A 22,258-nucleotide genomic window follows, 5' to 3' on the forward strand; every position below is an offset into this window, starting at 1 on the left:
GGCGCGGTCCGGTTTGGACTGCCGCCGCCGCGAGCACGACGCGTCAATCGTCGCGTCCGGTCGCATACCGCCGGCAATGCTCCAGATACCCGGCGGCATGACTGCTCACCAATTCAACGATACCCGTCCACAGCCAGCCCGGTGCATCGAGCGTCTTCGAACGATTTCTGCGTAGCTCGGTGAGCCACGCCTTGCGCTCAGCGCTATCCATTTGCCGCGCGTGCGCCTTGCCGACCACCATCGCCAGAAAGCGCGCTACCTTCATCGCTTCGTCGCGGGTGAACTGCTCGATGGTCAGTTTCATGTCTTGCGGCAGCAGTTCACGAATCACGACGGCACGCTCCGCCAGACGCGCCGCACGCATCCGCTCGCCGAGCGAGGGCGACAGATGCCGCGCGCCCTCCACCACGCGCTCCGCGTTATCGCGCGGCATGCGCACGCCGGGATAGCGCGGCGCGGCCGCTTGCGCCGCTTCCTTGATATCGATCAGGCACAGGTCGTCGCCCTCCACCGCCGCACCGTCGATGTCGAGCAGCACCGCATAGCGCAACCTGCCGAGCGAACTGCAGCCTTTCACCCAGTAGGCGGCGTCGAGGACTTCCACGTCGGCCTCGTCGCCGGTGCCGCGCAGGACGGTGGCGAGCCGCGCCAATGAGCCTTTCTCGAACAAAGTCTCGATCTCGCGCCGCTCGCTTTTGGCGAGCGGCCAGAAACGCGGGCCGAGCGGAATGGTCGGCTCGAGATCCTCGATGCGCTCCTCCGCCAGATGACGCCATGAACGGCGCACGGCTTCCCGCATGACCACGCGCACCGCTTCGGGCTTTTCCGCGTGGATGTCGGCGATCCCCGCGGCTTCGTCGAAGGCGCGCTCGTAACCGTCCGCGATCGCTTCCATCATGCGTACCGTCGTCACGCCCGGCAGGTCCGAACCGCGCGCGGCGGTCGCCAATGACAGACCAAGGCGAATCAGGTCGTGCGCCGGATTGCCGATCACGGTCTGATCGAGATCGCGAATCTGGATTTCGACGCGTCCCTGCGCATCGGCGACGGGTCCGAGATTGCCCGTATGGCAATCGCCGCAAATCCAGATGGCGGGTCCCTCCGGCAAGGCATGGCCTTCGATGCCGTCGAGCCATTCATAGAACTTGCTGGTGTTGCCGCGAACATAGGCGTGCGCCGAGCGCGCCATTTTGGCATTGCGGCGTGTGGTCAACAGCGCCTGGCGCGCATCCGGTTTGGGTAGCTTGTTAGACAGCTTGTTTCGTGTGATGTTTTTCTTTGTCATTCGCAGGGTCCGCTTTGATCTACGTTCGAATTGCGCGTGGTGGTCAGCTCCACGGTGCGCCTGTCGGCGCGCGCGAACGCATGCGGGCAGCAGGATTCGCGCCTGCGTCTGAATGCAATCTGTAAGCGGAACAAAGCATCTGCACGCGCACTAGCCTTTTTCGCATAAAACGCCCACCTGTGCACCTCATTGCGCGCGCCGAAGTGTCGCTCGCATCAACTGGACAATCTTGCGAATCGTTCGCAGACAAAGGTTCGCCTAAATCCCACCACGCATGCGAGACAAGCCGCCGGGCCGCCGTTGTGGCCTACAATTAGCGCAACCGCATGTCAGCCATCCGTCGGCATGCGGCGCACGGCAGAAGCTTCATCCCGCCTCCTGCTGCGAGTGCAAACGCGTCACGCGCGCCGGCAGAGTGGGGACACTTTCATCGACGTGACCTCTGTGGAGCGCAGCATGCCTTTTCCGGCACACGACCACGGCTGCTCCGGCTGGCGCGGGGAGATGGCGCAGCGCATCAGCGCATTCGACTGGGCCGCCACCGGCCTCGGCGCCATCGAAAACTGGCCGCGCAGTCTGACCGCGACCGTCCAGTTGCTGCTCGCCTCGCCCGTGCCTCTGGTGCTGCTGTGGGGCAAGCCCGGCTACATGATCTACAACGACGCCTACGCGGTCTTCGCAGGCGGCAGGCATCCCTATCTGCTCGGCTGCCCGGTCGAACACGGCTGGCCGGAAGTCGCCGATTTTAACCGGCATGTCATGGCCACGTGTCTCGCGGGCGGCACGCTGTCGTATCGCGACAAGGAGTTGGTGCTGCTGCGCGACGGCAAACCCGAAGACGTGTGGATGGATCTCTACTACAGCCCCGTCGCCGACGACAGCGGCGCGCCGGCCGGTGTGCTGGCGGTAGTCGTCGAAACCACCACGCGCGTGCTCACCGAACGCTGGCGGCAGCGCGCCGAAGCCGAACTGCACGAGACCAACGAACGGCTGCAGCTCGCGCTCAATACCGGCACGGTGCTCGGCACCTGGGTGCTGGACGTGCGCACGGGCAAGGTCAGCGGCGACGAACGTTTCGCGCGCACTTTTTCCTTTCGGCAGGAAGAAGCCGCGAAAGGAGTCGAGCGCCACGCCGCCGTCCACATGATTCATCCGGACGACCAGGCGCTCAACGACCAACTGACCGCCGAGGCGATCCGCACACGGCAGCCGTTTCGCGCCGAGTTTCGAATCCGGCGGCCCGACGGCGACTACATCTGGGTGCAGGCAAACGGCCAGTGCGAGTTCGACGAGCATGGCGAACCGACGCGTTTTCCCGGCGTGCTGATCGATATTCACGAACGCAAGATCGCCGAACAGTCGCTGCGCCAGTTGACCGAGACGCTCGAACAGCGCGTCGCCGACGCGCTCGCGGCGCGCGCTTTGGCCGAGGAACAATTGCGCCAGGCGCAGAAGATGGAAGCGATCGGCAGCCTCACGGGCGGCGTCGCGCACGACTTCAACAACGTGCTGCAGGTGATCAACGGCAACCTGCAAATGCTCGCCGCCGATGCCGGCGGCCACCCGGCCACCCTACGCCGCCTGTCCGCCGCAACGGACGCGGTCAAGCGCGGCGCGAAACTGGCCGCGCATCTGCTCGCCTTCGCGCGGCGCCAGCCGCTCTCTCCCACTGTGCTGAATCCGCGCCGCCTGCTGAGCGGCATGAGCGAGATGCTGCATCGCGCACTCGGCGAAACCGTGCGCATCGACACGGTCCTGAACGACGATCTGTGGAACGTGCAGGCCGATCGCAATCAACTGGAAAACGCGCTGCTCAATCTCGCGATCAACGCGCGCGACGCCATGCAAGGAGACGGCACGCTCACCGTGCGAGCGGCCAACCGCGTGCTGGACACCACGTTCTGCCAGGACAAACCCGAACTGTCGCCGGGTGAATACGTGGTGTTTTCCGTCGCCGACAGCGGCGCCGGCATGCCGCCCGAGATCCTGCAACGCGTGTTCGAACCGTTTTTCACGACCAAGCCCGACGGCCACGGCACCGGCCTCGGCCTGAGCATGGTGTTCGGCTTTCTCAGGCAAAGCGGTGGCCATACGTTGATCGAGAGCGAAGTGGGACGCGGCACTACGGTCTCGCTGTTTTTCCCGCGCTGCTGCGAAGCCGAAACCTCGGAAGCGGTCGACGACACCGAGGCGCCCAGCGGCGGCGGCGAAACGATTCTGGTCGTCGAAGACGATGCCGACGTGCGCCTGACCGCCGTCGAAATGCTCGCGCAACTCGGCTACAAGGTGCTGACCGCGTCGAGCGGCGACGCGGCGATCGAATTCATCGAAAGCGACGTGCCGATCGATCTGCTGTTCACGGATGTGGTGATGCCCGGCAAGATCAAAAGCGTGGAACTCGCGCAGCGAGCCGCGACTCGCTCGCCCGCGGTGCCGACGCTCTTCACTTCCGGCTATGCGCGCGATGAAATCGTCCACCACGGCAAACTCGACGCCGGTATTACGTTGCTCTCGAAACCCTACCGGCGCGACGATCTCGCCCGCAAGGTGCGCGGCGTGTTGCGCGCCGGTGCGGCCGCGGCGGCCGGCATGGCGCTGCCCGCGTCCGTGGCCGAAGGACAGATCGCCGCCTGCGTGCCGCCCGCCGCTTACGACCGCGTCGGGGAATCCAGTCAGGAAAGCCGGCCGCCCGAGGTCGAGGCCATTCCGCAAACAAAGTCTTCTTTGGCGAGGGCGCGCTCGCCCGGCACGCCGGCTCGTGTGCTGCTGGTCGAAGACGACATGAACTCACGCGAAGCATTCAACGACCTGCTGAACGCGCTGGGACTCGATTGCACTGCGGTTGGAAGCGCGGAAGAAGCGCTGCCGCTCGTACCCGCGCAACACTTCGACATCCTCTTCACCGATCTCACATTGCCCGGCATGTCCGGCGACTGCCTCGCGCGCGCCATGTTGCGGCAGCAGCCGGGCATTCGCGTGTTGCTGGTGTCGGGCTACGGCAAGAGTGCGCAGATCGGCGACGCGATTCCAGGCGCGCGGCTGCTCGGCAAACCGCTCGATATCGCGGAACTGCGGCGCGAACTCGCGGGCTGGATCGATCACACCGAAGAAGCATCCTAAGCGACGCACGCCGCCCATTCAACCCACTCCGCCGATGGACATTCGCTGCGGCACCGCAGGCTGGACCGACAAGACGCTGATTGCCTGCAAGCGGTTTTATCCGCGCGGCAGCAGCAGCGCCGAGGCACGTCTGCGTTTTTATGCCTCGCAGTTCCCGCTGGTCGAAGTAGATTCGGCCTACTACGCGATGCCTTCGGCGAGCAACGCGCAATTGTGGTTCGAGCGCACGCCCGAAGGCTTCACGTTCAACTTCAAGGCGTTCCGTCTTTTCACCGGGCATCAGACATCGCCCGACGCGTTGCCGCGAGACATTGCGATGGCGCTGCCTGACGGCATCATCAGCGCGCGCAAGAAGAACGTGTACTACCGCGACATGCCGGGCGATATCCGCGACGAACTGTGGCAGCGCTATCGGGAAGCGCTCGAACCGCTGCGCGCGAGCCGGCGGCTCGGCGCCGTGCTGTTTCAGTTCGCGCCGTGGATCACGCGCGCGCCGGACGGCCTCGCGCTGGTCGAAGAGTGCCGGGCGCGGATGGCGGGCTACATGATGGCGGCCGAGTTTCGCAATCAATCGTGGTTCGATGACGAGCATGCGGCATGGTCGCTCGAATTTTTGCGCGAGCGCGGCATTGTGCATGTGATCGTCGACGCACCGCCGGACGTGAGCAATCGCGTGCATACGGTCTGGGAAGTGACGAATCCCGCCCTGGCGATGGTGCGTCTGCATGGACGCAACACACAGACGTGGGGCGCGACTGGCGCGGCGAGTGCCGCGGATCGCTTTGACTATGACTATAGCGAGGCGGAACTGACGGATCTGGCCGTCCCGATCCGCGCGATCGCGCGACGGGCCGGACGCACGCATGTCATTTTCAACAATTGCTTCGAGGATCAGGGGCAGCGGAATGCGAGAACTTTGATGAGCGTTCTGGAGGGAATTAAGGACGCGCCTTGAGCCGTTTTGATGGCGGTTTAAAAAATAGGTCCATTAGGATTTTTTCCATTGCCTTTGCTTTAACGCAGCCACCTCGCCATAGGCGTGAGTTATCGCGCTTTTCGTAATTTCAACCGTGCATGGATTGCGGGCATCCGGTGTATGCCACGCCTAGCCGCCGTTGCAGTCGCACGGCCGAGCGGAGTAATGACCTTGGTGGATGCCCAAAAAAATCCGCTAGCTGCAAATCAAAGTACGCGGCACGGTAAGTGCTCCATTCGTGATCAAGCAGGCGGCAATCGTCTGCGTCTTTATTCCAGTTCTACAAGGAGAGACAGATCATGAACAAGGCAACCAGAAGCTTAATCGCGGCCGTCGCCGCACTCGCTCTGTCAGGCGGCGCTTTCGCACAGGCGGCCGGAGGTTCGAGCGGCGCCGGTTCGTCGGGCAGCACCGCTAGCCCGGCAAACCAGATGAACCAAATGAACGGCGCAAACGGCGGCTACGGCACGCCAAGCGGCACCAACTCGGATAGCGGCATGTCCGGCCGGCCGGCGCCGAACTCGGGCCTGCCGAGCGGGAACAGCACTTCGGCCGGCACCAGCGCTCCCAAGACCAACAACACGCTGGCGACTCCGAGCGTCGTTTCGCCGGCCGCCGGCCAGCAGTAGTTCTCTACAGTAGTTGCTAGAGAGATGACAACCAGCCGCGAATAAGCGCAAACGCTTCAATCGCAAGATGAGTTAGTGCGAGCGTCGCTCGAAATGGCGGCGAACCGGCACTACTCATTGTGCGCTTTCGATACCCCGGCTGGTTGCATACCCTGATGGTCGCCTAATAACACCGCGCGGCGACAAGGCTCAGTGATTGAATTTAACGTGCTCGATGAACGCGCGCAGTTTGGGCAACGCCTGATGTCTGCCCGAGTGGTATAGAAAGACGCCCGGCGTCGTGACGGCGAACGGCATCAATACCGTTTCCACTCGGCCATCGGCAATCGGCGCCGCGGCAATTGGCCCCGGCACGTGCGCCAGCCCCACTCCTCGAATCGCTGCTCCGAGGAGTGTGGGATAGTCTTGCGCGATAAGCGGCCCGGAGACGATTGCCTCGACTGCCTTGTGGCCGTCGACAAAAGGCCACGGCGCGATGGCCCCGTTCGAGCGACGCATGCGCAGGCAATGATGGCTTCGCAGATCGTCGATGCGCTCCGGCCGGCCGCATCGGCGAAAATAATCAGGGTTGCCAACGACCATGAAAGGAAACGGCGGAGTCAGTCGCACCGCGACCATGTCCGCTTCGATGAACTGGCCCATGCGGACGCCGGCGTCGAATCCCTCGGCCGCCAGATCGACCAACTCCGCGCTGGCGACCACCTCGACCTCCACCTCGGGATAAGCCCGGCAAAATGATGCGATCAACGGCTCCAACACGATCGGCACTGCCGCGCTCGGCACCGAGAGGCGCAACAGCCCCGCCGGTTTCTGTCCGAGTTCACGCGCGAGTTCGCTTGCACCGATGAGTTCTTCGAAGGCGGGCTTCGCCCGTGAAAGGAAGCGTTCGCCTGCTTCCGTCAGGCCGACGCTGCGTGTGGTGCGCACAAAAAGCGCAGCGCCCACGCGTGCCTCGAGCATGCGTATTGTCTGGCTGATGGCCGAAGGCGTCACGCCAAGCTGCGCGGCAGCCCGACGAAAGCTGCGGTGCTCGGCCACGCTAAGAAACGCCTCGACACCGTCGAGCGCGCCTTGCCGGACTGTGAAGTTCTGCTTCATGACCCGTGAATATTATCGCGGATAGTCGCTCGCCGAAAGCGGACTTAGACTCTGCTTGCGGATCAGGAGCGCTGGCATGCCGACTCCCGGCGTGGCGATGGCCCCCCACTCTCGTGCAACCTTCCGGCCCATCCGGGACGAAATCTTCCGCAGGGCCGGCTCGGCCTCTCGACCGCAGTGTTCGATACCGCGCCGATCAACACCTGTTAGGAGTTCAGCAATGTCACCCGAAATCCTTTTCCAGACACAGCTCGTTCTCGGCTATGTCGCATGGTTGCCTTGCCTCGTCGTGTACGTCCTGCCCCGGCTCAAGTCGATGGACCGCGCCGGCGCGCTGCGCGCCATTGCTACGCTGCACAGCTTCCGGTTCTTCGGGCTTGTGTTCATCCTTCCGGGCGTGGTCGGCCCCAATCTGCCGGCCGGCTTCTCCCAGTTCGCCGCTTATGCCGACTTCGCAACCGGCGTGCTGGCCATGCTGGCGTTGCTCACCTTCAGGATGCGTCCGATCTTCTATTTCTTTGTGTTCGCCTTCAATGTCGTGGGCGCGGCCGACATCGTCGTCGACTATTATCATGCGACCCGCCTCGACCTTCCCGCCATGGCTGGGCAGTTCGGCGCCACCTACGCAATCCCGATCATCTACGTGCCGCTGCTGATGCTGACGCACGCAGTCGCGTTCTACTTGCTGATGCGGCCACAGACGAGAGCGGCGTGGGCTTTGGCCGGTGATGCCGCCTCCTCGCGCTGACACACTTTGTGTATATGAAGGATGCCCGGATGCGATACAGCAAGGAATTCTTTGCTTTGCAAATCCGCTTTGCGCGGGTCGTAGTCGCGCTGACCGACAGGCCGATCGACGAGGTGTTGCTCGACTATACGAATATCTACGTCCGCTTCGGACTAGGTCGGGCCTTTGATCGAGATGATCCAACGTGGCGGCGTTACGCGGATGGCTTGAGCCAAACGGCCGACATATCCGACTGGACATATCGCTTCTACCTCGAACAGAAAACCGAAGCTCCCCGAGCGCAGATAGTCAAGACGTCTGGTTGCTTCTCGTATGCGAGGCAAGGTCCGGCATGCGTGCGCGTTCACTTTCGGAATATCGAACCGGCCGCGATCTCTCCTTTGAGCATCGACCGTTTGCCCGAACGGCTCGCCGAACTCCGCGCGCTTTTCGACCACGTAGCACATAACCAGCAGGAAGCGACACGCGTCGCCGGGACTTCATGGCTTTATAACCTGCGGGCTTATCGACGGTGCTTTCCGCAAGCTTACGTCGCGAGCGCCGTGGTCGCTGAAGCGCGATTTCGCAACATGCCTTTGTGGGGGCAATTTCTGGATCGCAACGGGCTAGTCAGAATTGATGCTGCTGAGGATTTCGTCCGGCGGTTGTCGAACGTGAAGCATGTTCGCGATCTGGCGAGTTGCTTTCCACTTCAGGCGCTCGCGGTGGAAGCGCCTATTGAAGACTTCTACGCCTTTTATGGGTTGGCCGCTGGTGGCCGTCACGGGTAGCGCCCGCTCCCGGACGATCACCATTGAACCTATGCCGGAACGAAGGTTCTGACGCATGTTCGGCCATGTCGATACCACATCGCGATCGTCGCGATCGTCCCGGCGATCACCCGTTTGTGCGGCGCCGCCGCAGATGTCTATCGTGATCATCCGCAGCGCGCTCTTTATCCTGCCGCCGGTAATCCGGCTTATATTGATGTTAGGCGCGTCCCCGCATCAACGGGATTACCAGTTCAGCGCGATCGCCGCCCTCGTGCCGGCATGGCATGAAATGCGCGCCACGCACGCGCCCTGGTATGATGCCGATGGCACGCCTTTCGTGGAGTCCGGTTCCCGGTTGCTCCTCACGCAGCCTGTCTTTTCGTCACGAGAACCATCATGCCCGTCCAACCCGACAAAGTCCCCGCTGCCAGCGCCGCACCGCACAAGGGCCCGCGCAAGGTCATGCCGATCGCCGCGCGCAATCTTCTGATGGTGGCCGCAGGCGTCGTGGTCTTCGCGATCGTCGCGACCATCGTGCTTTACGGTCCGATTACGTACGGCGACCAGATTCCGAACTTCGGCATCATCCTCATGCTGACCGTGCCGGTGATCGCGGGCGTGGCGTTCCGCGTCGGGCTGGATGCATGGTTCGACCGGAAGTGAACGGCGCCCGCCTCGACAGCACGCCGTGTGAACGCCGCCACGTCTAGCGTGTCGAGGCGCCAAGCGGCAGCACCACCCACACCTCGAGCCCACCGCCTTCGCGCGTATGAAACTCCAGACTGCCGCCATGCAAGCGCGCGATCCGCTCGACGATCGCCAGCCCCAACCCGGTGCCGCCGCTGTGCGTACGCGCATTGCGGCCGCGCTGGAACGGCGCCTTCAGTTGTTCCAGCTCCTGAGCTGAAAGACCTTTGCCGCGATCGCCGACCGCAACGTACACTGCCTCGCGCGTAGCCCAGCTTCGCACCGCCAGTCCGCTTCCGCCGTAGACGATCGCGTTCTGCATCAGGTTCATCAGCAGCCGCATCATGCTGATCGGCCGGTACGGCACGGCGGGCAACGTTGCGAGCGACAGCTCGAACTCGTGCCCCAGCCCCGCGAAATCCCCCGCCAGCCGTTCGATCAACGCATTCAGATCGCCGGGCTCCGGCTGCTCGCGCTCACCGCTGCCGGCGTAGTCCATGAACTGCTGCAAGATCGTTTCGATCTGGTCCAGATACGATTCGGCGGCGACCACGAAGCTGCTGTCGCTGTCGTTGGGCATCGCCATCGCCATCGAGAGACGCAGCTTGGTCAACGGCGTGCGGATGTCGTGCGAGATGCCCGCGAGCATCAGCGCGCGCGTCGCCTCGGCTTGCTGCAACGCCTGCGTCATCTGATTGAAGGCGCCGCTCACCGCGGCGATTTCCGTGGGGCCGTCGGTCGGCAATGGCGCGGGCGTTTCGCCGGCGCTCACGCGGCGCGCCGCGCGCGTCAACTCCTGAAGCGGCCGGTTGAGGTGGCGCTGAATCAGGTAGCCGGTCAACGCCGCCAGCGCGCCCAGTCCGAGCGACAGCAGGATGGCGGCGTCGAGTCCGTTGCCCTGCGCGTCTTCGGGAATCGGCAGCGCGATCCAGTACGGCGTTTGCGGCGCATCGGCCGGCGCGTGCATACGGATCCACAGGCGTTGGCCGCCCAGCGTTTGCCAGCGCGCCGGCATGTCGGCGGGCAAATGCGCGCGCAAGCTCTCGAGAAACACGTTGCGCTGATAGGTGCGGTACGCGCGCATGAGATTCGGCGGCGGCGCGGCAGCGGCTTCGTCCGGCGCCTGGGCGCGGGCGTCGAGGCGCGCGGTCAAGCCTTGGCGCGCCGCGGGCGGCGTGGCCGCGAGCAGATTGTCGAGCGTCGTCACATACGTGGCGAACACGGCAGCCGCGCGCTCGACGCGCGGCCGCTGCACATAGTGCAGCAACACACCGAGCGCGCACACCTGGCTCAACATCACGAGCGCGATCAGCAGCGCGATATTGCGCGCGAGCAGCGTTCTCGGCAGCAACCGGTGCAATAGCGGGCGCGTCATGAGTCCACGTCCGCGACCAGCATGTAGCCCACGCCCCACACAGTCTTGATGAAGCGCGGCTTGGACGGATCGTCCTCGACGATCTGCCGCAGCCGCAGCACCTGCACGTCGATGCTGCGATCGAGCGCATCGTGATCGCGGCCCCGCGCGCGCGCCAGCAGATTGTCGCGGCTCACCGGCCGGTTCGGCGACGACGCCAGCGCGATCAGCAGCAGCATCTGCGCGGAGTGAATCTCCAGCAACTCGCCCGCGCGCGACAGCTGCTGCTTGACGATATCGAGCGAGAAATCGCCGAAGCTCACGCTTTGCGAGGTGACGGTGACATCGCCCGAGGCGAGCTTCTGGCGGCGCAGCAGCGCGTTGATGCGCGCCACCAGTTCACGCGGCAGAAACGGTTTGGCGAGGTAGTCGTCGGCGCCGGTTTCGAGGCCGACCACTCTGTCGAGCGGGTCGCCCTTCGCGGTCAGCATCAGGATCGGCAAGGTCTGGCCCTGCTCGCGCAGGCGGGCGCAAATGGCGAGGCCGTCTTCTTCGCCGATCATCAGATCGAGCACCAGCAGATCGAAGGGCTCGCGCTCCAGATAGCGGTCGAGGCGCTTGCCATCCTCGGCGACGCGCACGTCGAAGCCGTGCCCGCGCAGAAAGCGCTGCAGCATGTTGCGCAATTCGACTTCGTCGTCGAGCACGATGATTTTGGCGGGGCGATCCATGCGAATGCTCCTCGATTCAGGCTAGGCGTCGGGCGGCGTTTTCCGTGCCGCGTGCCGTTCGCCCAGGCGCTGCAACAGCACGTAGAACGACGGAATGAACAGCACGGCGATGCAGGTGGAAGCGAGCATCCCCGAAAATACCGCAATCCCGAGCGAGCGTCGCGCGCTGGCGCTCGCGCCGGTGGCGATCACGAGCGGCACCACGCCGAGAATGAACGCGAACGAGGTCATCATGATCGGCCGGAACCGCAGGCGCGCGGCTTCGATCGCCGCCTCGGTTATGCCGACACCCTGCGCGCGCAGATGCCGCGCGAATTCGACGATCAGGATCGCGTTCTTCGCCGACAGCGCGATCAGCAGCACGAGACCGATCTGCGTGTACAGGTTGTTGGCGGCGCCGAGCGCGGCGAGCGTGCCCGCCGTGCCGAGCAAGGCGAGCGGCACCGCCAGCACCACGGCGACCGGCAGCAGCCAGCTTTCGTATTGCGCGGCCAGCACGCAGAACACCAGCAATACGCCCACGGCGAACACCCAGTACGCCGAATTGCCGACCAGTTTCTCCTGATACGACATCGCGGTCCATTCATAGCCGATGCCCGTGGGCAGAATGCGCGCGGCTTCCTGCTCGAACGCCTTGATCGCGTCGCCCGTGCTGTAGCCCGCCGCCGGATTGCCGTTGATAGCCGCGGCCGGCGCGAGGTTATACAGCGTCGCCACCGCCGGGCCGACGCTCGTATGCGCGTCGGTGAAGGTGCCTAGCTCGACCATGTGGCCGCTGTTGCTGCGGATCTGCAAGCGGCGAATGTCGTCGGTTTCGCGGCGGAATGCGCCGTCCGCCTGCACGAACACCGGGAACGTATGATTGAAGGTCGTGAACTGATTCACGTAGCTCGACCCGACATAGTCCTGCAGCAGATCGAACACATTGCCGACCGGCACTTGCAGCGACTCCGCCTTGGCGCGATCGAGCGTGAGTTCGACAGTCGGCACGGACGCGCGGAACGGGCTGAATACGCGCTGCAATTCGGGGCGTTTCGATACGCCGGCGATCAAGGCATCGGTGGCGTCCTGCAGGCGCTGATAGTTTTGCGAGCCGTCGGTCAGCATGACCTGCATCTGCACGCCGCCGCTGTTGCCGAGTCCCTGGATCGGCGGCGGCACGATCACCACGGAGCGGATATCGGGCAGCTTCGCCAGTTCGCTGTTCATTCGCAAATATAACGAGCGCAGGTCTTGCCCTTTGCCGCGTTTGCTCCAGTCGTCGAGCGTGACGTAGATCAGCGCGGAATTCGGCAGCGAGGCGTTGTTGTCCAACGGCGAGATGCCGCCGATCGACACCACGTGACTCACGCCAGGAATCGCACCAATGCGTTTCTCGATCTGCGTGCTCGCCTCGCGCGTGCGTCCGAGCGAAGCGGCGTCGGCGAGTTGTGCGGCGATCAGTACGTAGCCCTGATCTTCGAGCGGAATGAAGCTGGTTGGAATGCGCGTGAGCAGAAACGCGGAGCCCGCGCCGAGTACCAGCGCGATCACCAGCGCAAGCCCGCAGCGCGCGACGAACCACGACACCACGCGCACGTAGCCCTTTTCGACTCGAACATAACCCTTGTCGAACACGCGATACACGATATTCGGCTTGCCGGGCCGCGCATGCCGCAGCCAGCGCACGCTTTGCACCGGCTTGAGCGTCACCGCATTGATCGCGCTGATCACCGTGGTGGCCACGACCACCAGCGCAAATTGACGGTACATCTGTCCGGTCACGCCGCCGAGAAACGCCGACGGTAAAAACACCGAAATCAGCACCAGCGTAATGCCGATGATGGGCCCGAGCAGTTCATGCATCGCGTCGATGGCGGCCTGCTTCGGCGTCTTGCCCTGCTCGATATGTTGCGTGATGCCTTCCACCACCACGATCGCATCATCCACCACGATACCGATGGCCAGCACGATCGCGAACAAGGTCAACAGGTTGATCGAGAAGCCAAGCATATAGATTGCGCCGAACGTGCCGATGATAGTCACCGGAATCGTCGTGGCCGGCACCAGCATCGCGCGCCAGTTCTGCAAAAACAGCAGGATCACCGCGAGCACGAGCAAGGCGGCTTCGAACAGCGTCTTGTACACGTCGATCACCGATTGCCGCACGAAGGTGGTCGTGTCGAACGGCAACTGATAACTGACGCCTTTCGGCATGTCTTTCGCCAGACGCGCCATGGTTGCCTTCACCGCGTTGCCCACTTCCAGTGCATTCGCTTCGGGCAACTGATAAATGGCGATGCCCGCCGCCGGCTTGCCGTCGAGATTGAAGAACTGCCCGTAACTCGACGAGCCGAGTTCGGTACGCCCTACATCACGAATCCGCACGAAATGGCCGCCGTTATCCGGATCGGCCTTGACGATGATGTCGTCGAATTCGTGCGGGTCGGAAAGCGCGCCGCGCATCGTCACCGTGAGCTGGAAAGCCTGGCCGCCCGAGTTCGGCTCGGAACCGAGCTGGCCCGCGCTCACGTCCTTGCTTTGGCTCTGGATCGCGTTCATCACGTCGGCGGCGGTCAGATTGCGCTCGCTCAGCTTCTGCGGATCAAGCCAGACGCGCATGCTGTATTGCCCCGTGCCGAATACGGTCACGTCGCCCACGCCCGGCAAACGCGCGAGCGTGTCGCGCAGATAGATCACCGCGTAGTTGCTCAGAAACAGCGAATCGTATTTTGGATCCGGCGATTGCAGCGTGTAGAGCTGCAGAATCGCGGTCGAACGCTTGCGCACGGTCACGCCCTGCTGCTGCACTGCCTGCGGCAATTGCGCGGTCGCCGCCGAGACGCGGTTCTGCACCAGCACCTGCGCCTTGTCGACATCCGTGCCGACGGCGAACGTGACCGTGAGCGTGTAGGTGCCGTCGTTGGTGCTGGTCGACTGCATGTACAGCGCGTTTTCCACGCCGTTGACCTGGGTTTCGATCGGCAGCGCCACGCGGTCGATCAGCGTCGCGGCGCTGGCGCCGGGAAAGCGCGCCACCACTTGCACGGTGGGCGGCGTAATGGGCGGATATTGCGCGATCGGCAGATTGATCAGCGCAACGGCGCCGAGCAGCATCACGATCAGTGCGATCACATTGGCGAAAACCGGCCGCTCGACGAAGAAGCGGATCATGACTGGCCCTGCATCCCGGCGGCCGCCACCTGCACCTTGGTGCCCGGTGCCACCGCCAGCGCGCCGCCCGTCACGACCTGATCGCCGGCGTTCAGGCCGGAGGTGATTGCACGCAGCGAGCCGAACAGTCCGCCCGTCACCACCGCGCGTTTCTCGATCACACTCGCGCTGTTCACGACCAGCACGAAAGCGCCGGCCTGCTCGCGCAGCAACGCGGTGTCGGGCACCAGCAAGACGTTTTGCGGCGCGCCGGCGGGAATATGCACCTCGACCGACATGCCCGGAATCAGATGCGCATCCTTGTTGGCGATGTCCGCGCGCAGTCTGATCGCGCCGCTGCTGGAGTCGACCCGTGTATCGACGAATTCCAGCGCGGCGTCCTCGCCCTTGCCGGCCGGCGCGCCGAGCACGTTCACCCGCACCGTGCGCGGCGGCTTGGTGAACAGGCCGATGCGGTTCGCGTCGCGTTCGTTCAGCGTGAAATTCACGTACACCGGCTGGATGCGGTCCAGTGTGGCGAGCTTGGTGGAATCGGACGCGCCCACCAGATTGCCGACGTCGAACGACCGCGCGCCGATGCGTCCGGAGAACGGCGCACGTATCTCCGTATAGCCGAGATTGATGCGCGACATGTCGCGTTTGGCGAGCGCCTGGTCGCGCGTGGTCTGCGCTTTCTGCAACGATGACTCCGAGGTCGCGTTATCGGCCGTGAGCTGCTTCTGGCGTGTCAATTCCTGTTCGGCGTTGACGAGTTCGGCCTGGTCGTAAGTGAGCTGCGCGCGGTACGTGTCCGGCTCGATGCGAAACAGCAACTGCCCCTGCTTGACGTTGGCGCCGTCACTGAAACCGATTTCCTTCAGCACGCCCTGCACGCGCGCCACCAGCGTGACGGTGGCCGAAGGCGCGACCGTGCCGCTCAGGTCGAGTTGCTCACGCACCTCGCGCGGCTGCGGACGCATCACGCTCACTTGCGGCAAGGGCGCATTCTGGGCGGCAGGCGCGTTGCCGTCGCGGCAAGCGGCCAGCGCCATGCCAAGCACGATGCACATCCCCGCCGCGACACGTCTGCTTATCAGACTCTTTTCCGCCATTCTGTTATTTCCCATTCTCGGGCTCGCCTCCGCTCGCGCGCGCCAATGCGGAGTTCGCGGGCGGGTTCAACAGGCGTCCCCAATCCGTGCGCCGCGCCATCTGTTCGGCAATCTGTTCGCTCACCACCTGCTGCCCTTGCGCCACTTCCCAGCCACCGCCGAGCGCGCGATACAACGCTACCGCAGCGAGCGCGGCGAGCCCCTGGTTCTGCGCGAGCGAATCGCCGTCACGCAAGGCGGAGCGCGACGCGTCGAGTACCGTGTCGTAAGTAACCGAGCCCGAGCGATACTGCGCGTTGGCGAGCCGCAGCGCGCGCTGCGAGGCATCCGACGCGCGCGCCGACGCAGCCAGCGCGTCGAGCGAGGTGCGCAGCCCGGCAATCGCGTCTTCCACATCTTTTTGCGCCTGCAGCACCGTGTTCTGATAATCGAGCACGGCCTCCTGAAAGGTCGCATCCTGAATCCGCACGGCGTTTTTCAGTTGGCCGCGATCGAGGATCGGCAGCGTGATGCCCGCGGAAAACAGGCCAATGGTCTTGCTGCCCCATTGCGTCAAGCCAATGCCATGCTGTTCACCCGACGACAGCCCAAACAGGCCCGTCAACGACAAGGACGGATACAGCTTCGCCTTGGCCGCGCCGATCAGCGCCGATTGCGCCGCCGCGTTGAGCGCGGCCTGGCGCACGTCGGGCCGGCGCCGCAGCAGATCGGCGGGAATGCCGACATCGATCTGCGTGGGCGGCACGGGAATCGCACTGCTGCCTTTGAGCTGCGCGTCGACGGCGTCGGGCGGATCGGCGAGCAGCACGGCGAGCGTGTCGCGATCCTGCGCGCGCGCCTTGATGAGAGGCGGAATCTGCGCCTCGGTTTCCGCCACCAGCGTGGCGGCCTGTTCGACATCGAGCTGGCTCGACGCACCGTGTTTGTAGCGCGCCTGGGTCAGCGTGAGGCTCTGCTGGACCGACTTCAGATTCTGCTGCGCGACGACGATGCGTTGTTCGAGCGCACGCAGATCGATGTAGGCATTGGCGACGTCGCCGAACAGCGACACCAGCGAGTTGTCATAGGCGGCTTCCGAGACGCGCAATTGCGCGCGGTCCGATTCGATCTGCCGGCGGTATTTGCCCCAGAAGTCGATCTCCCAGCCCACGTTCGCGCGCAAATGCTCGGCCCACAAATGCGCCGGCGGAATCGGCCCGACGCCGCTCGTGTTGATATGGTCGGCGCCCACCGACACGCTGCCCGACTGCGGCAGCAGATTCTCGGCGCTGGTGGCGAGCTGCGCGCGCGCCTTGAAGATATGCAGGCCGGCCACTTGCAGCGACAGGTTGCGCTCATACGCGCGCTGCTCCAGCGCGGTGAGCACGGGATCGTTGAATGCGGTCCACCAGGCCGCTTGCGCGGCAGGCGTCGCCTGCGCCGCGCGGGGCAGACTTTCGAGCCACTGGTTTTCAAGCGTCGCTTCTGGCTGTTTGAAATCCGGGCCGACGCTCACGCAACCGCTGAGCGCCGCGCTGATCGATACGACGATCGACGCGCCGGCGATACGCAGATGGCGGGACGTGGCAGGTTTCATCGCGCGTTTTTATTGGTTTCGGAGGACGGCTGAGGATTCGGCAGGACGGCTCGCGCGCAGGCGGCACACCGCGCCGCGCCACGGCCCCATGGTCCCACCGATGCCCGCGCGGCTCAGTGCGCTGCCCCGCGTTCCTGCATGAATGCCTCGATCTGCGGCAGGGTGATGTAGCCCGCTTTCTGCGTATCGATTTCGTCGAAGTGCTTGGCGACCATCGGCATGCCGGCGGCGGCCTGGTCTTTGGTGAGCTTGCCGTCGTGCGTGGTATTGGCATTCGCAAAGCGCGATTGCAGCTGCTGCGCCATGCGCTCCATGCGCTGCGGGTTGCCGCCTTGCGGCGCGGCCTGTGCGAACGTCACAGTGGATGCGCAGCACAGCAACACGATAGCGATCAACTTCTTCATGACTGACTCCTTCGATTGAGCCACCGAGCGTCGCCTGCCGTTTGCCGCGATCCGTTTCGATGACAGGCCGAATTCTTGGGGAAGCGCCGTCGCAAGGCAACTTCAGAATCATGTCGATTTATGTCATGGCTTTTGAGGCGTCGCCGTGAGCGACCACGAATACCGCCACAGCGCGATGCCGCAATGCAGCAGGCACGCCCTGCACCCGCAGTCATGCCCAAGCCCCGCCGCCGCGTGACATGGAATGAAATGAGTTTGCAATGCCGTTTTGACGGCGCTTTGCGTATCTTTCGTCTGCCGGCGCCAACAGCGCCTCGCCGCAACGGCTGAGTTACCACGTGACCCGTATCAGCCGGCCCGCGTCTTCAGCTGAAGACGTCTCGCACTGCTCAACGCATCAGGAGTACCAATTGACCATCCGTCTTGTCTGCGCCTCAACTGTCACCGCCATCGGCCTCGCCTGTTCGTCGACGGCGTCCGCCCGCGTAGTCGTCTATCTGCCCGCTGCCGTGGTCTACGCCCCGCCGCCGCGCCCGGTCTACTACTCCGTGCCGGTCAACCCCGTGTACGTGGTGGCGCCTCCGCCGGTGCCGCTGCCGGTGGCGGTTCCGGTCGCGGCCACCGTGACGGCGCCGAAGCCCGTTCCCTTGTACACCACCGTCGTCGTCCCCGCGCCGACCAACTACGCGGTCGTACCCGCCCCCGCGGTGACCTACGCCCAGCCCGTCATGATGATGCCGCGTTAGGCGCGCCCGGCGTGTCGCCGGCGAATGTGCCAGGTACGGCCCAGGCCGTGGAACCAGCATAGGACATGCGGCCGCCAGCAACGCCTGGTGGATTCCCCCTGTCCTGACCACTACGGTGGCGCGATGTGGAGCGCGAATCGCGCTGCAAACTCTGAATGAGCCCCTGGAATAAAGCGGTGGGTATCGCGGTTATAGAGAAAGGCCGAACGCAGCGCGATTCCGTCCCAGCGGATGTGGAACATCGCATGCTCAATGCTGTTGATGGCCTGGCGCACGTCCGTTCGTTGGACATGTCCGTCCAACCAGAGGAATCAGGAATCGCGAGCGGCCTGCCGGGTGGATTTCGGTCAGGCCACCAGCCTTTGTGGAAACATCAGATGAACTATCAGGAACTCGACAAGGAGATCGCCCACCTCGAACGGGTGTTCGGGATGATCTCCACCAACGATCGCATTCCGCTGTCGTACTGGCACAGTCGCCTGCGAAATTTACCCAGACCGACGTTGATGCCGATACAGCGCGCGCGCATCGCACGGCTGGAGGCGACGCTGCGCTCGCTGACGGAAGCGGACGATGCGTCGTTAGCCGAGCCGCGGTTGCGTCCCACCGGCACGCGGTGGTAACGCGGAGTTAAAGCAGTGATAACGCGGCGGCCCAGACCCGCCGCCGCCCTCGCAGCGAGATTCGCTCCCTCAACCCGTCAGAATCCGCGCGCCGAGCGCGAGCACGAGCGCCGGCACCATCACCAGCGCGCCCACTTTCAGAAACTTCATGAAGCTCACGTCTTCGCCTTCGCGGCGAATCGCGTTGAGCCAGAGGATCGTCGCCAGCGAACCGGTGATGGACAGGTTCGGGCCGAGGTCGACGCCGATCAGCAGCGCGTCGATCACACGCTCCGGACTGTGCGCCTGCATCACCGTCGAACTGGCGATCAGACCCGCCGGCAGGTTGTTCATCAGGTTGCTGCCGAACGCGATGACAGCGCCCGCCCAGCCCGCCGTGGCCAGTTCGTGCTGCTGCGCGGCGCGCCGCGTGAGTTGCGCCGCCGCCGTGATCACACCGGTGTGATCGAGCATTTCGACGAGCACGAACAGCGCGGCGACCAGCGGCAGCACGCTCCACGAGATTTCGCGGATCATCGGCAGCGGCGATTTGCGCTCCAGAATGAGCACGATCAGCGCGGTCAGCGCCCCGAGTATCGCGGTCGGCATGCCGAGCGGAACGTCGAACGCGGAGACTGTCAGCAGCACGGCGGCCGTCACCGCGATGCCCGCGAGCGCCACGCGGCCGCTCGCCGACAGTTCGACCGGATCGAGATTCGCCTCGCAGGTACCGGCGAGCGCGTCGCGCTGGGTCCAGCGCAGCATCACGTAGGTCGCGACGATCGACAGCAGCGACGGCAGCGTGAAGCGCGTCAGCCAGGCGCCGAGCGCGGGCGTGTGATTGCCGTACAGCACGATGTTGGCGGGATTCGAGATCGGCAGCACGAAGCTCGCCGCATTGGCGATGAACGCGCAGACGAACAGCAAGGGCAGCGGATGCGTCTTCGCCTTCTTTGCGGCGGCGAACACGGCCGGCGTGAGGACGACGGCGGTGGCGTCGTTCGAAAGAAACGCGGTGATCACCACGCCGACCAGGTAGACCAGCAGGAAGAGTTTGCGCGGCGAACCTTGCGCGTGATTGACCGCGAGCACGGCAACCCAGTCGAACAGACCTTCACGGCGCCCCACTTCCGACAGCAGCATCATGCCGAAGAGGAACAGATAGACGTCGGTGCCCTTACCGATCGCCTCGAGCGCCAGATGAACCGGCAACAGCCCGAGCAAGACCAGCAGCAGCGCACCGGCCACTGCCCACACGGCTTCGGGCCATTTGAACGGCCGGGTGATGACGCCGGCCGTGGCGGCGGCGGCGATACCCCAGGAGAGGAAAACGGAATTCACTTGGCGAACTCTGAATGGTTGATGACGCGCGAGCGCGATGTCCGGTCTGGCCGGGCGAGCGTGCCGATGAGGCGGCGGCCGCAGGCGCCGAAAAAGCAAGTTGCGCGCCTGTGGCCGTGCTGGTGCGCGCGCTTCATCCCACGCGGTTCACCGCCGCAATGCAATCGCGGCCGTTGTCCTTCGCGTGGTACAGCTGCGTATCGACCAGATTGACGAAAGCCACCGGATCGGCTGCGCCGGCCGGAATCGTGGTGCCGACGCCGAAGCTGGCGGTCACCGTCTGCCGGAACGGCGAGCGCTCATGCGCGATCTCTTCAGCCGCAATGCGGTTGCGGCAACGCTCGGCCACCTGGCGAGCGGCGTCGGCGCCGGTGTTCGGCAGGAGCAGCACGAACTCTTCCCCGCCGAAGCGGCCGACAAAGTCGCCCGGCCGCACCGCGCTGCTCAGCACGCCCGCCACCCGCCTCAGGCACTCGTCGCCCTGCACGTGGCCGTAGTAGTCGTTGTACGACTTGAAGAAGTCGATATCGACCATCACCAGCGAAAGCGGCGCCGCGTGACGCAAAGCCGCACTCCATTCGCGCTCCAGGCTGGCGTCGAACGCGCGGCGATTACCGACACCCGTCAGGCTGTCCTTGAACGACAGCGCCTCGAGTTCCCGTTGCAACGCGGCCAGCTTCTCCTCGGTCTTCTTGCGCTCGCTGATATCGAACATGAAGCCGACCAGCGACTCCACGTCGCCGCGCGCGTCGCGCACCACATGCACCACGTCGCGCAGCCACACGTATTCACCCCGGCTCGTCAACGCGCGGTAGTCCGCTTCGTGATCGGTGCCCGCCTGCGATTGCGCGACACAGAATTCGACCACCTTCTCGCGGTCCTCGGGATGCATGCGCGCGGCCCAGTCCTGCACGGTCTTCCAGCTCGACGGCGCCCAGCCCAGCAAGGCTTCGATCTGCGGGCCGATATAGGCGAACTCCATGGTCGCCCAGTCGATCTTCCATGGAATCGCCTTGGTCGATTCGAGCAGCGTGCGGTAGACAGCCGCATCGTGCTCCATGTAACCTTCCACCCCGGCCGCGGCAGATGCCGCGGGTGTCATCTCGTGCCGCAGAAAATCCGCGCCCAGCGCGATATTGTTGTTCTCAAGCCTGTTCATCGGTCTCAACTCTCCTCGCGGTTCAGCCGGCAAATTAACACAGCGGACGACCAACCGGCCCATTACAGCCGCCGCACCGTTTTATTCCAGCGACATTAGCGTCACGGCTACAACAATCTGTTCCCTTCTCCCCGGCTATTCAGTTTTCATTGGCATCCCTACCATTCGCCTTCACCTGCCATACCCCGATACCCGATAACCCTAAAACGTCAAAGTATGAATTCCAGCCCTGTCCGTTCAGACCGCTATCACGGCGCCGCCATTGCCTTGCATTGGCTGATCGCGGCGTTGATTATCTGCGGCTTCTATATCGGCTGGATCATGACCGATATTCCCGGCTTCACGCCCACCAAGCTGAAGTATTTCTCCTGGCACAAGTGGATCGGCGTGACCGTGTTCGCACTCGCCGTGGCCCGCGTGCTGTGGCGCGCCACCCACCGCGCGCCGGCGCTCGACAGCGCCACGCCCGCGTGGCAGAAGGCCGCCGCCCACCTGGTGCACGGCGTGCTGTACGTGCTGATGCTGGCAATTCCGCTGTCCGGCTACTTCTATAGTTCCGCCGCCGGCATTCAGGTCGTGTATCTCGGCATCGTGCCGCTGCCGACCATCATCGGCCCGGATCAGGCGCTCAAGGCGAGCCTGCGCACCGTCCACATCCTGCTCAATTACACGCTGCTCGCGCTGGTGGCGATGCACGTGGCGGCGGCGCTCAAGCATCAATTCGTCGACCGCGACGGATTGCTGGCCCGGATGATTCCATTCCTCAAGTAATAGCCGGCGATTGGCTACGGCTTGTTGGCAATCTA

Annotated in this window: 19 protein-coding genes; 9 read left to right on the forward strand and 10 right to left on the reverse strand. The window is 64.3% G+C overall.

Going from position 1 to position 22,258, the window contains the following annotated elements:
- Nucleotides 1–43: 43 nt before the first annotated feature.
- Nucleotides 44–1,285: a DUF2252 domain-containing protein gene (locus BPHYT_RS28955; RefSeq protein WP_012427685.1), complete on the reverse strand. Its 1,242-nt coding sequence runs from the start codon at nucleotides 1,283–1,285 to the stop codon at nucleotides 44–46.
- Nucleotides 1,286–1,741: 456 nt separating this feature from the next.
- On the opposite strand from BPHYT_RS28955, the gene BPHYT_RS28960 reads away from it, so the two are divergent.
- From BPHYT_RS28960 to BPHYT_RS28970, 3 genes are all read left to right on the forward strand, one after another.
- Complete coding sequence (locus BPHYT_RS28960) at nucleotides 1,742–4,405, forward strand: hybrid sensor histidine kinase/response regulator (protein ID WP_012427686.1); 2,664 nt, start codon at nucleotides 1,742–1,744, stop codon at nucleotides 4,403–4,405.
- A 34-nt stretch (nucleotides 4,406–4,439) separates the two neighbouring features.
- Nucleotides 4,440–5,360 carry a DUF72 domain-containing protein gene (locus tag BPHYT_RS28965; RefSeq protein WP_012427687.1) on the forward strand — a complete coding sequence of 307 codons (921 nt, stop codon included), beginning with the start codon at nucleotides 4,440–4,442 and terminating at the stop codon, nucleotides 5,358–5,360.
- 320 nt (nucleotides 5,361–5,680) lie between these two features.
- Nucleotides 5,681–6,010: a hypothetical protein gene (locus BPHYT_RS28970; RefSeq protein ID WP_012427688.1), complete on the forward strand. Its 330-nt coding sequence runs from the start codon at nucleotides 5,681–5,683 to the stop codon at nucleotides 6,008–6,010.
- Between the two features lie 189 nt (nucleotides 6,011–6,199).
- Here BPHYT_RS28970 and BPHYT_RS28975 read toward each other — a convergent pair whose 3' ends face one another.
- A complete protein-coding gene (locus BPHYT_RS28975) occupies nucleotides 6,200–7,108 on the reverse strand; it encodes a LysR family transcriptional regulator (RefSeq protein WP_012427689.1) in 909 nt (302 codons plus the stop codon).
- A gap of 220 nt (nucleotides 7,109–7,328) precedes the next feature.
- Between BPHYT_RS28975 and BPHYT_RS28980 the strand changes: the two genes are divergently transcribed.
- The 3 genes from BPHYT_RS28980 to BPHYT_RS28990 all read left to right on the forward strand — a co-directional run bounded on the left by BPHYT_RS28980 (nucleotide 7,329) and on the right by BPHYT_RS28990 (nucleotide 9,271).
- Nucleotides 7,329–7,856 carry a hypothetical protein gene (locus BPHYT_RS28980; RefSeq protein ID WP_012427690.1) on the forward strand — a complete coding sequence of 176 codons (528 nt, stop codon included), beginning with the start codon at nucleotides 7,329–7,331 and terminating at the stop codon, nucleotides 7,854–7,856.
- A gap of 29 nt (nucleotides 7,857–7,885) precedes the next feature.
- Nucleotides 7,886–8,626 carry a hypothetical protein gene (locus tag BPHYT_RS28985; RefSeq protein ID WP_012427691.1) on the forward strand — a complete coding sequence of 247 codons (741 nt, stop codon included), beginning with the start codon at nucleotides 7,886–7,888 and terminating at the stop codon, nucleotides 8,624–8,626.
- A 378-nt stretch (nucleotides 8,627–9,004) separates the two neighbouring features.
- Nucleotides 9,005–9,271: a hypothetical protein gene (locus tag BPHYT_RS28990; protein WP_012427692.1), complete on the forward strand. Its 267-nt coding sequence runs from the start codon at nucleotides 9,005–9,007 to the stop codon at nucleotides 9,269–9,271.
- A 43-nt stretch (nucleotides 9,272–9,314) separates the two neighbouring features.
- Here the strand turns inward: BPHYT_RS28990 and BPHYT_RS28995 are convergent, their stop codons facing one another.
- The 6 genes from BPHYT_RS28995 to BPHYT_RS29020 all read right to left on the reverse strand — a co-directional run bounded on the left by BPHYT_RS28995 (nucleotide 9,315) and on the right by BPHYT_RS29020 (nucleotide 17,604).
- Complete coding sequence (locus BPHYT_RS28995; protein WP_012427693.1) at nucleotides 9,315–10,670, reverse strand: ATP-binding protein; 1,356 nt, start codon at nucleotides 10,668–10,670, stop codon at nucleotides 9,315–9,317.
- Nucleotides 10,667–11,380 carry a response regulator gene (locus BPHYT_RS29000; protein WP_012427694.1) on the reverse strand — a complete coding sequence of 238 codons (714 nt, stop codon included), beginning with the start codon at nucleotides 11,378–11,380 and terminating at the stop codon, nucleotides 10,667–10,669. Before BPHYT_RS29000 ends, BPHYT_RS28995 begins: the two co-directional genes overlap by 4 nt.
- Before the next feature lie 21 nt (nucleotides 11,381–11,401).
- Nucleotides 11,402–14,533, reverse strand: coding sequence for an efflux RND transporter permease subunit (locus BPHYT_RS29005; RefSeq protein ID WP_012427695.1), 3,132 nt, complete (start codon nucleotides 14,531–14,533; stop codon nucleotides 11,402–11,404).
- Nucleotides 14,530–15,639 carry an efflux RND transporter periplasmic adaptor subunit gene (locus BPHYT_RS29010; RefSeq protein ID WP_012427696.1) on the reverse strand — a complete coding sequence of 370 codons (1,110 nt, stop codon included), beginning with the start codon at nucleotides 15,637–15,639 and terminating at the stop codon, nucleotides 14,530–14,532. Before BPHYT_RS29010 ends, BPHYT_RS29005 begins: the two co-directional genes overlap by 4 nt.
- Nucleotides 15,629–17,200, reverse strand: coding sequence for an efflux transporter outer membrane subunit (locus BPHYT_RS29015; RefSeq protein WP_012427697.1), 1,572 nt, complete (start codon nucleotides 17,198–17,200; stop codon nucleotides 15,629–15,631). Before BPHYT_RS29015 ends, BPHYT_RS29010 begins: the two co-directional genes overlap by 11 nt.
- Before the next feature lie 113 nt (nucleotides 17,201–17,313).
- Nucleotides 17,314–17,604 carry an EF-hand domain-containing protein gene (locus BPHYT_RS29020; protein ID WP_012427698.1) on the reverse strand — a complete coding sequence of 97 codons (291 nt, stop codon included), beginning with the start codon at nucleotides 17,602–17,604 and terminating at the stop codon, nucleotides 17,314–17,316.
- 410 nt (nucleotides 17,605–18,014) lie between these two features.
- Between BPHYT_RS29020 and BPHYT_RS29025 the strand changes: the two genes are divergently transcribed.
- Both BPHYT_RS29025 and BPHYT_RS39745 read left to right on the forward strand, forming a co-directional pair.
- Nucleotides 18,015–18,350, forward strand: a complete 336-nt coding sequence (locus BPHYT_RS29025) for a hypothetical protein (protein WP_012427699.1) — start codon at nucleotides 18,015–18,017, stop codon at nucleotides 18,348–18,350.
- A gap of 377 nt (nucleotides 18,351–18,727) precedes the next feature.
- Nucleotides 18,728–18,973, forward strand: coding sequence for a hypothetical protein (locus tag BPHYT_RS39745; protein ID WP_012427700.1), 246 nt, complete (start codon nucleotides 18,728–18,730; stop codon nucleotides 18,971–18,973).
- 69 nt (nucleotides 18,974–19,042) lie between these two features.
- Here BPHYT_RS39745 and BPHYT_RS29035 read toward each other — a convergent pair whose 3' ends face one another.
- Complete coding sequence (locus BPHYT_RS29035) at nucleotides 19,043–20,293, reverse strand: arsenic transporter (RefSeq protein WP_012427701.1); 1,251 nt, start codon at nucleotides 20,291–20,293, stop codon at nucleotides 19,043–19,045.
- Between the two features lie 133 nt (nucleotides 20,294–20,426).
- Nucleotides 20,427–21,452, reverse strand: a complete 1,026-nt coding sequence (locus BPHYT_RS29040; protein WP_012427702.1) for a GGDEF domain-containing protein — start codon at nucleotides 21,450–21,452, stop codon at nucleotides 20,427–20,429.
- A 216-nt stretch (nucleotides 21,453–21,668) separates the two neighbouring features.
- Between BPHYT_RS29040 and BPHYT_RS29045 the strand changes: the two genes are divergently transcribed.
- Nucleotides 21,669–22,223 carry a cytochrome b gene (locus BPHYT_RS29045; protein WP_012427703.1) on the forward strand — a complete coding sequence of 185 codons (555 nt, stop codon included), beginning with the start codon at nucleotides 21,669–21,671 and terminating at the stop codon, nucleotides 22,221–22,223.
- Nucleotides 22,224–22,258 lie beyond the last annotated feature (35 nt).

The organism is Paraburkholderia phytofirmans PsJN (assembly GCF_000020125.1).
GTDB classification, from domain to species: Bacteria; Pseudomonadota; Gammaproteobacteria; order Burkholderiales; family Burkholderiaceae; genus Paraburkholderia; species Paraburkholderia phytofirmans.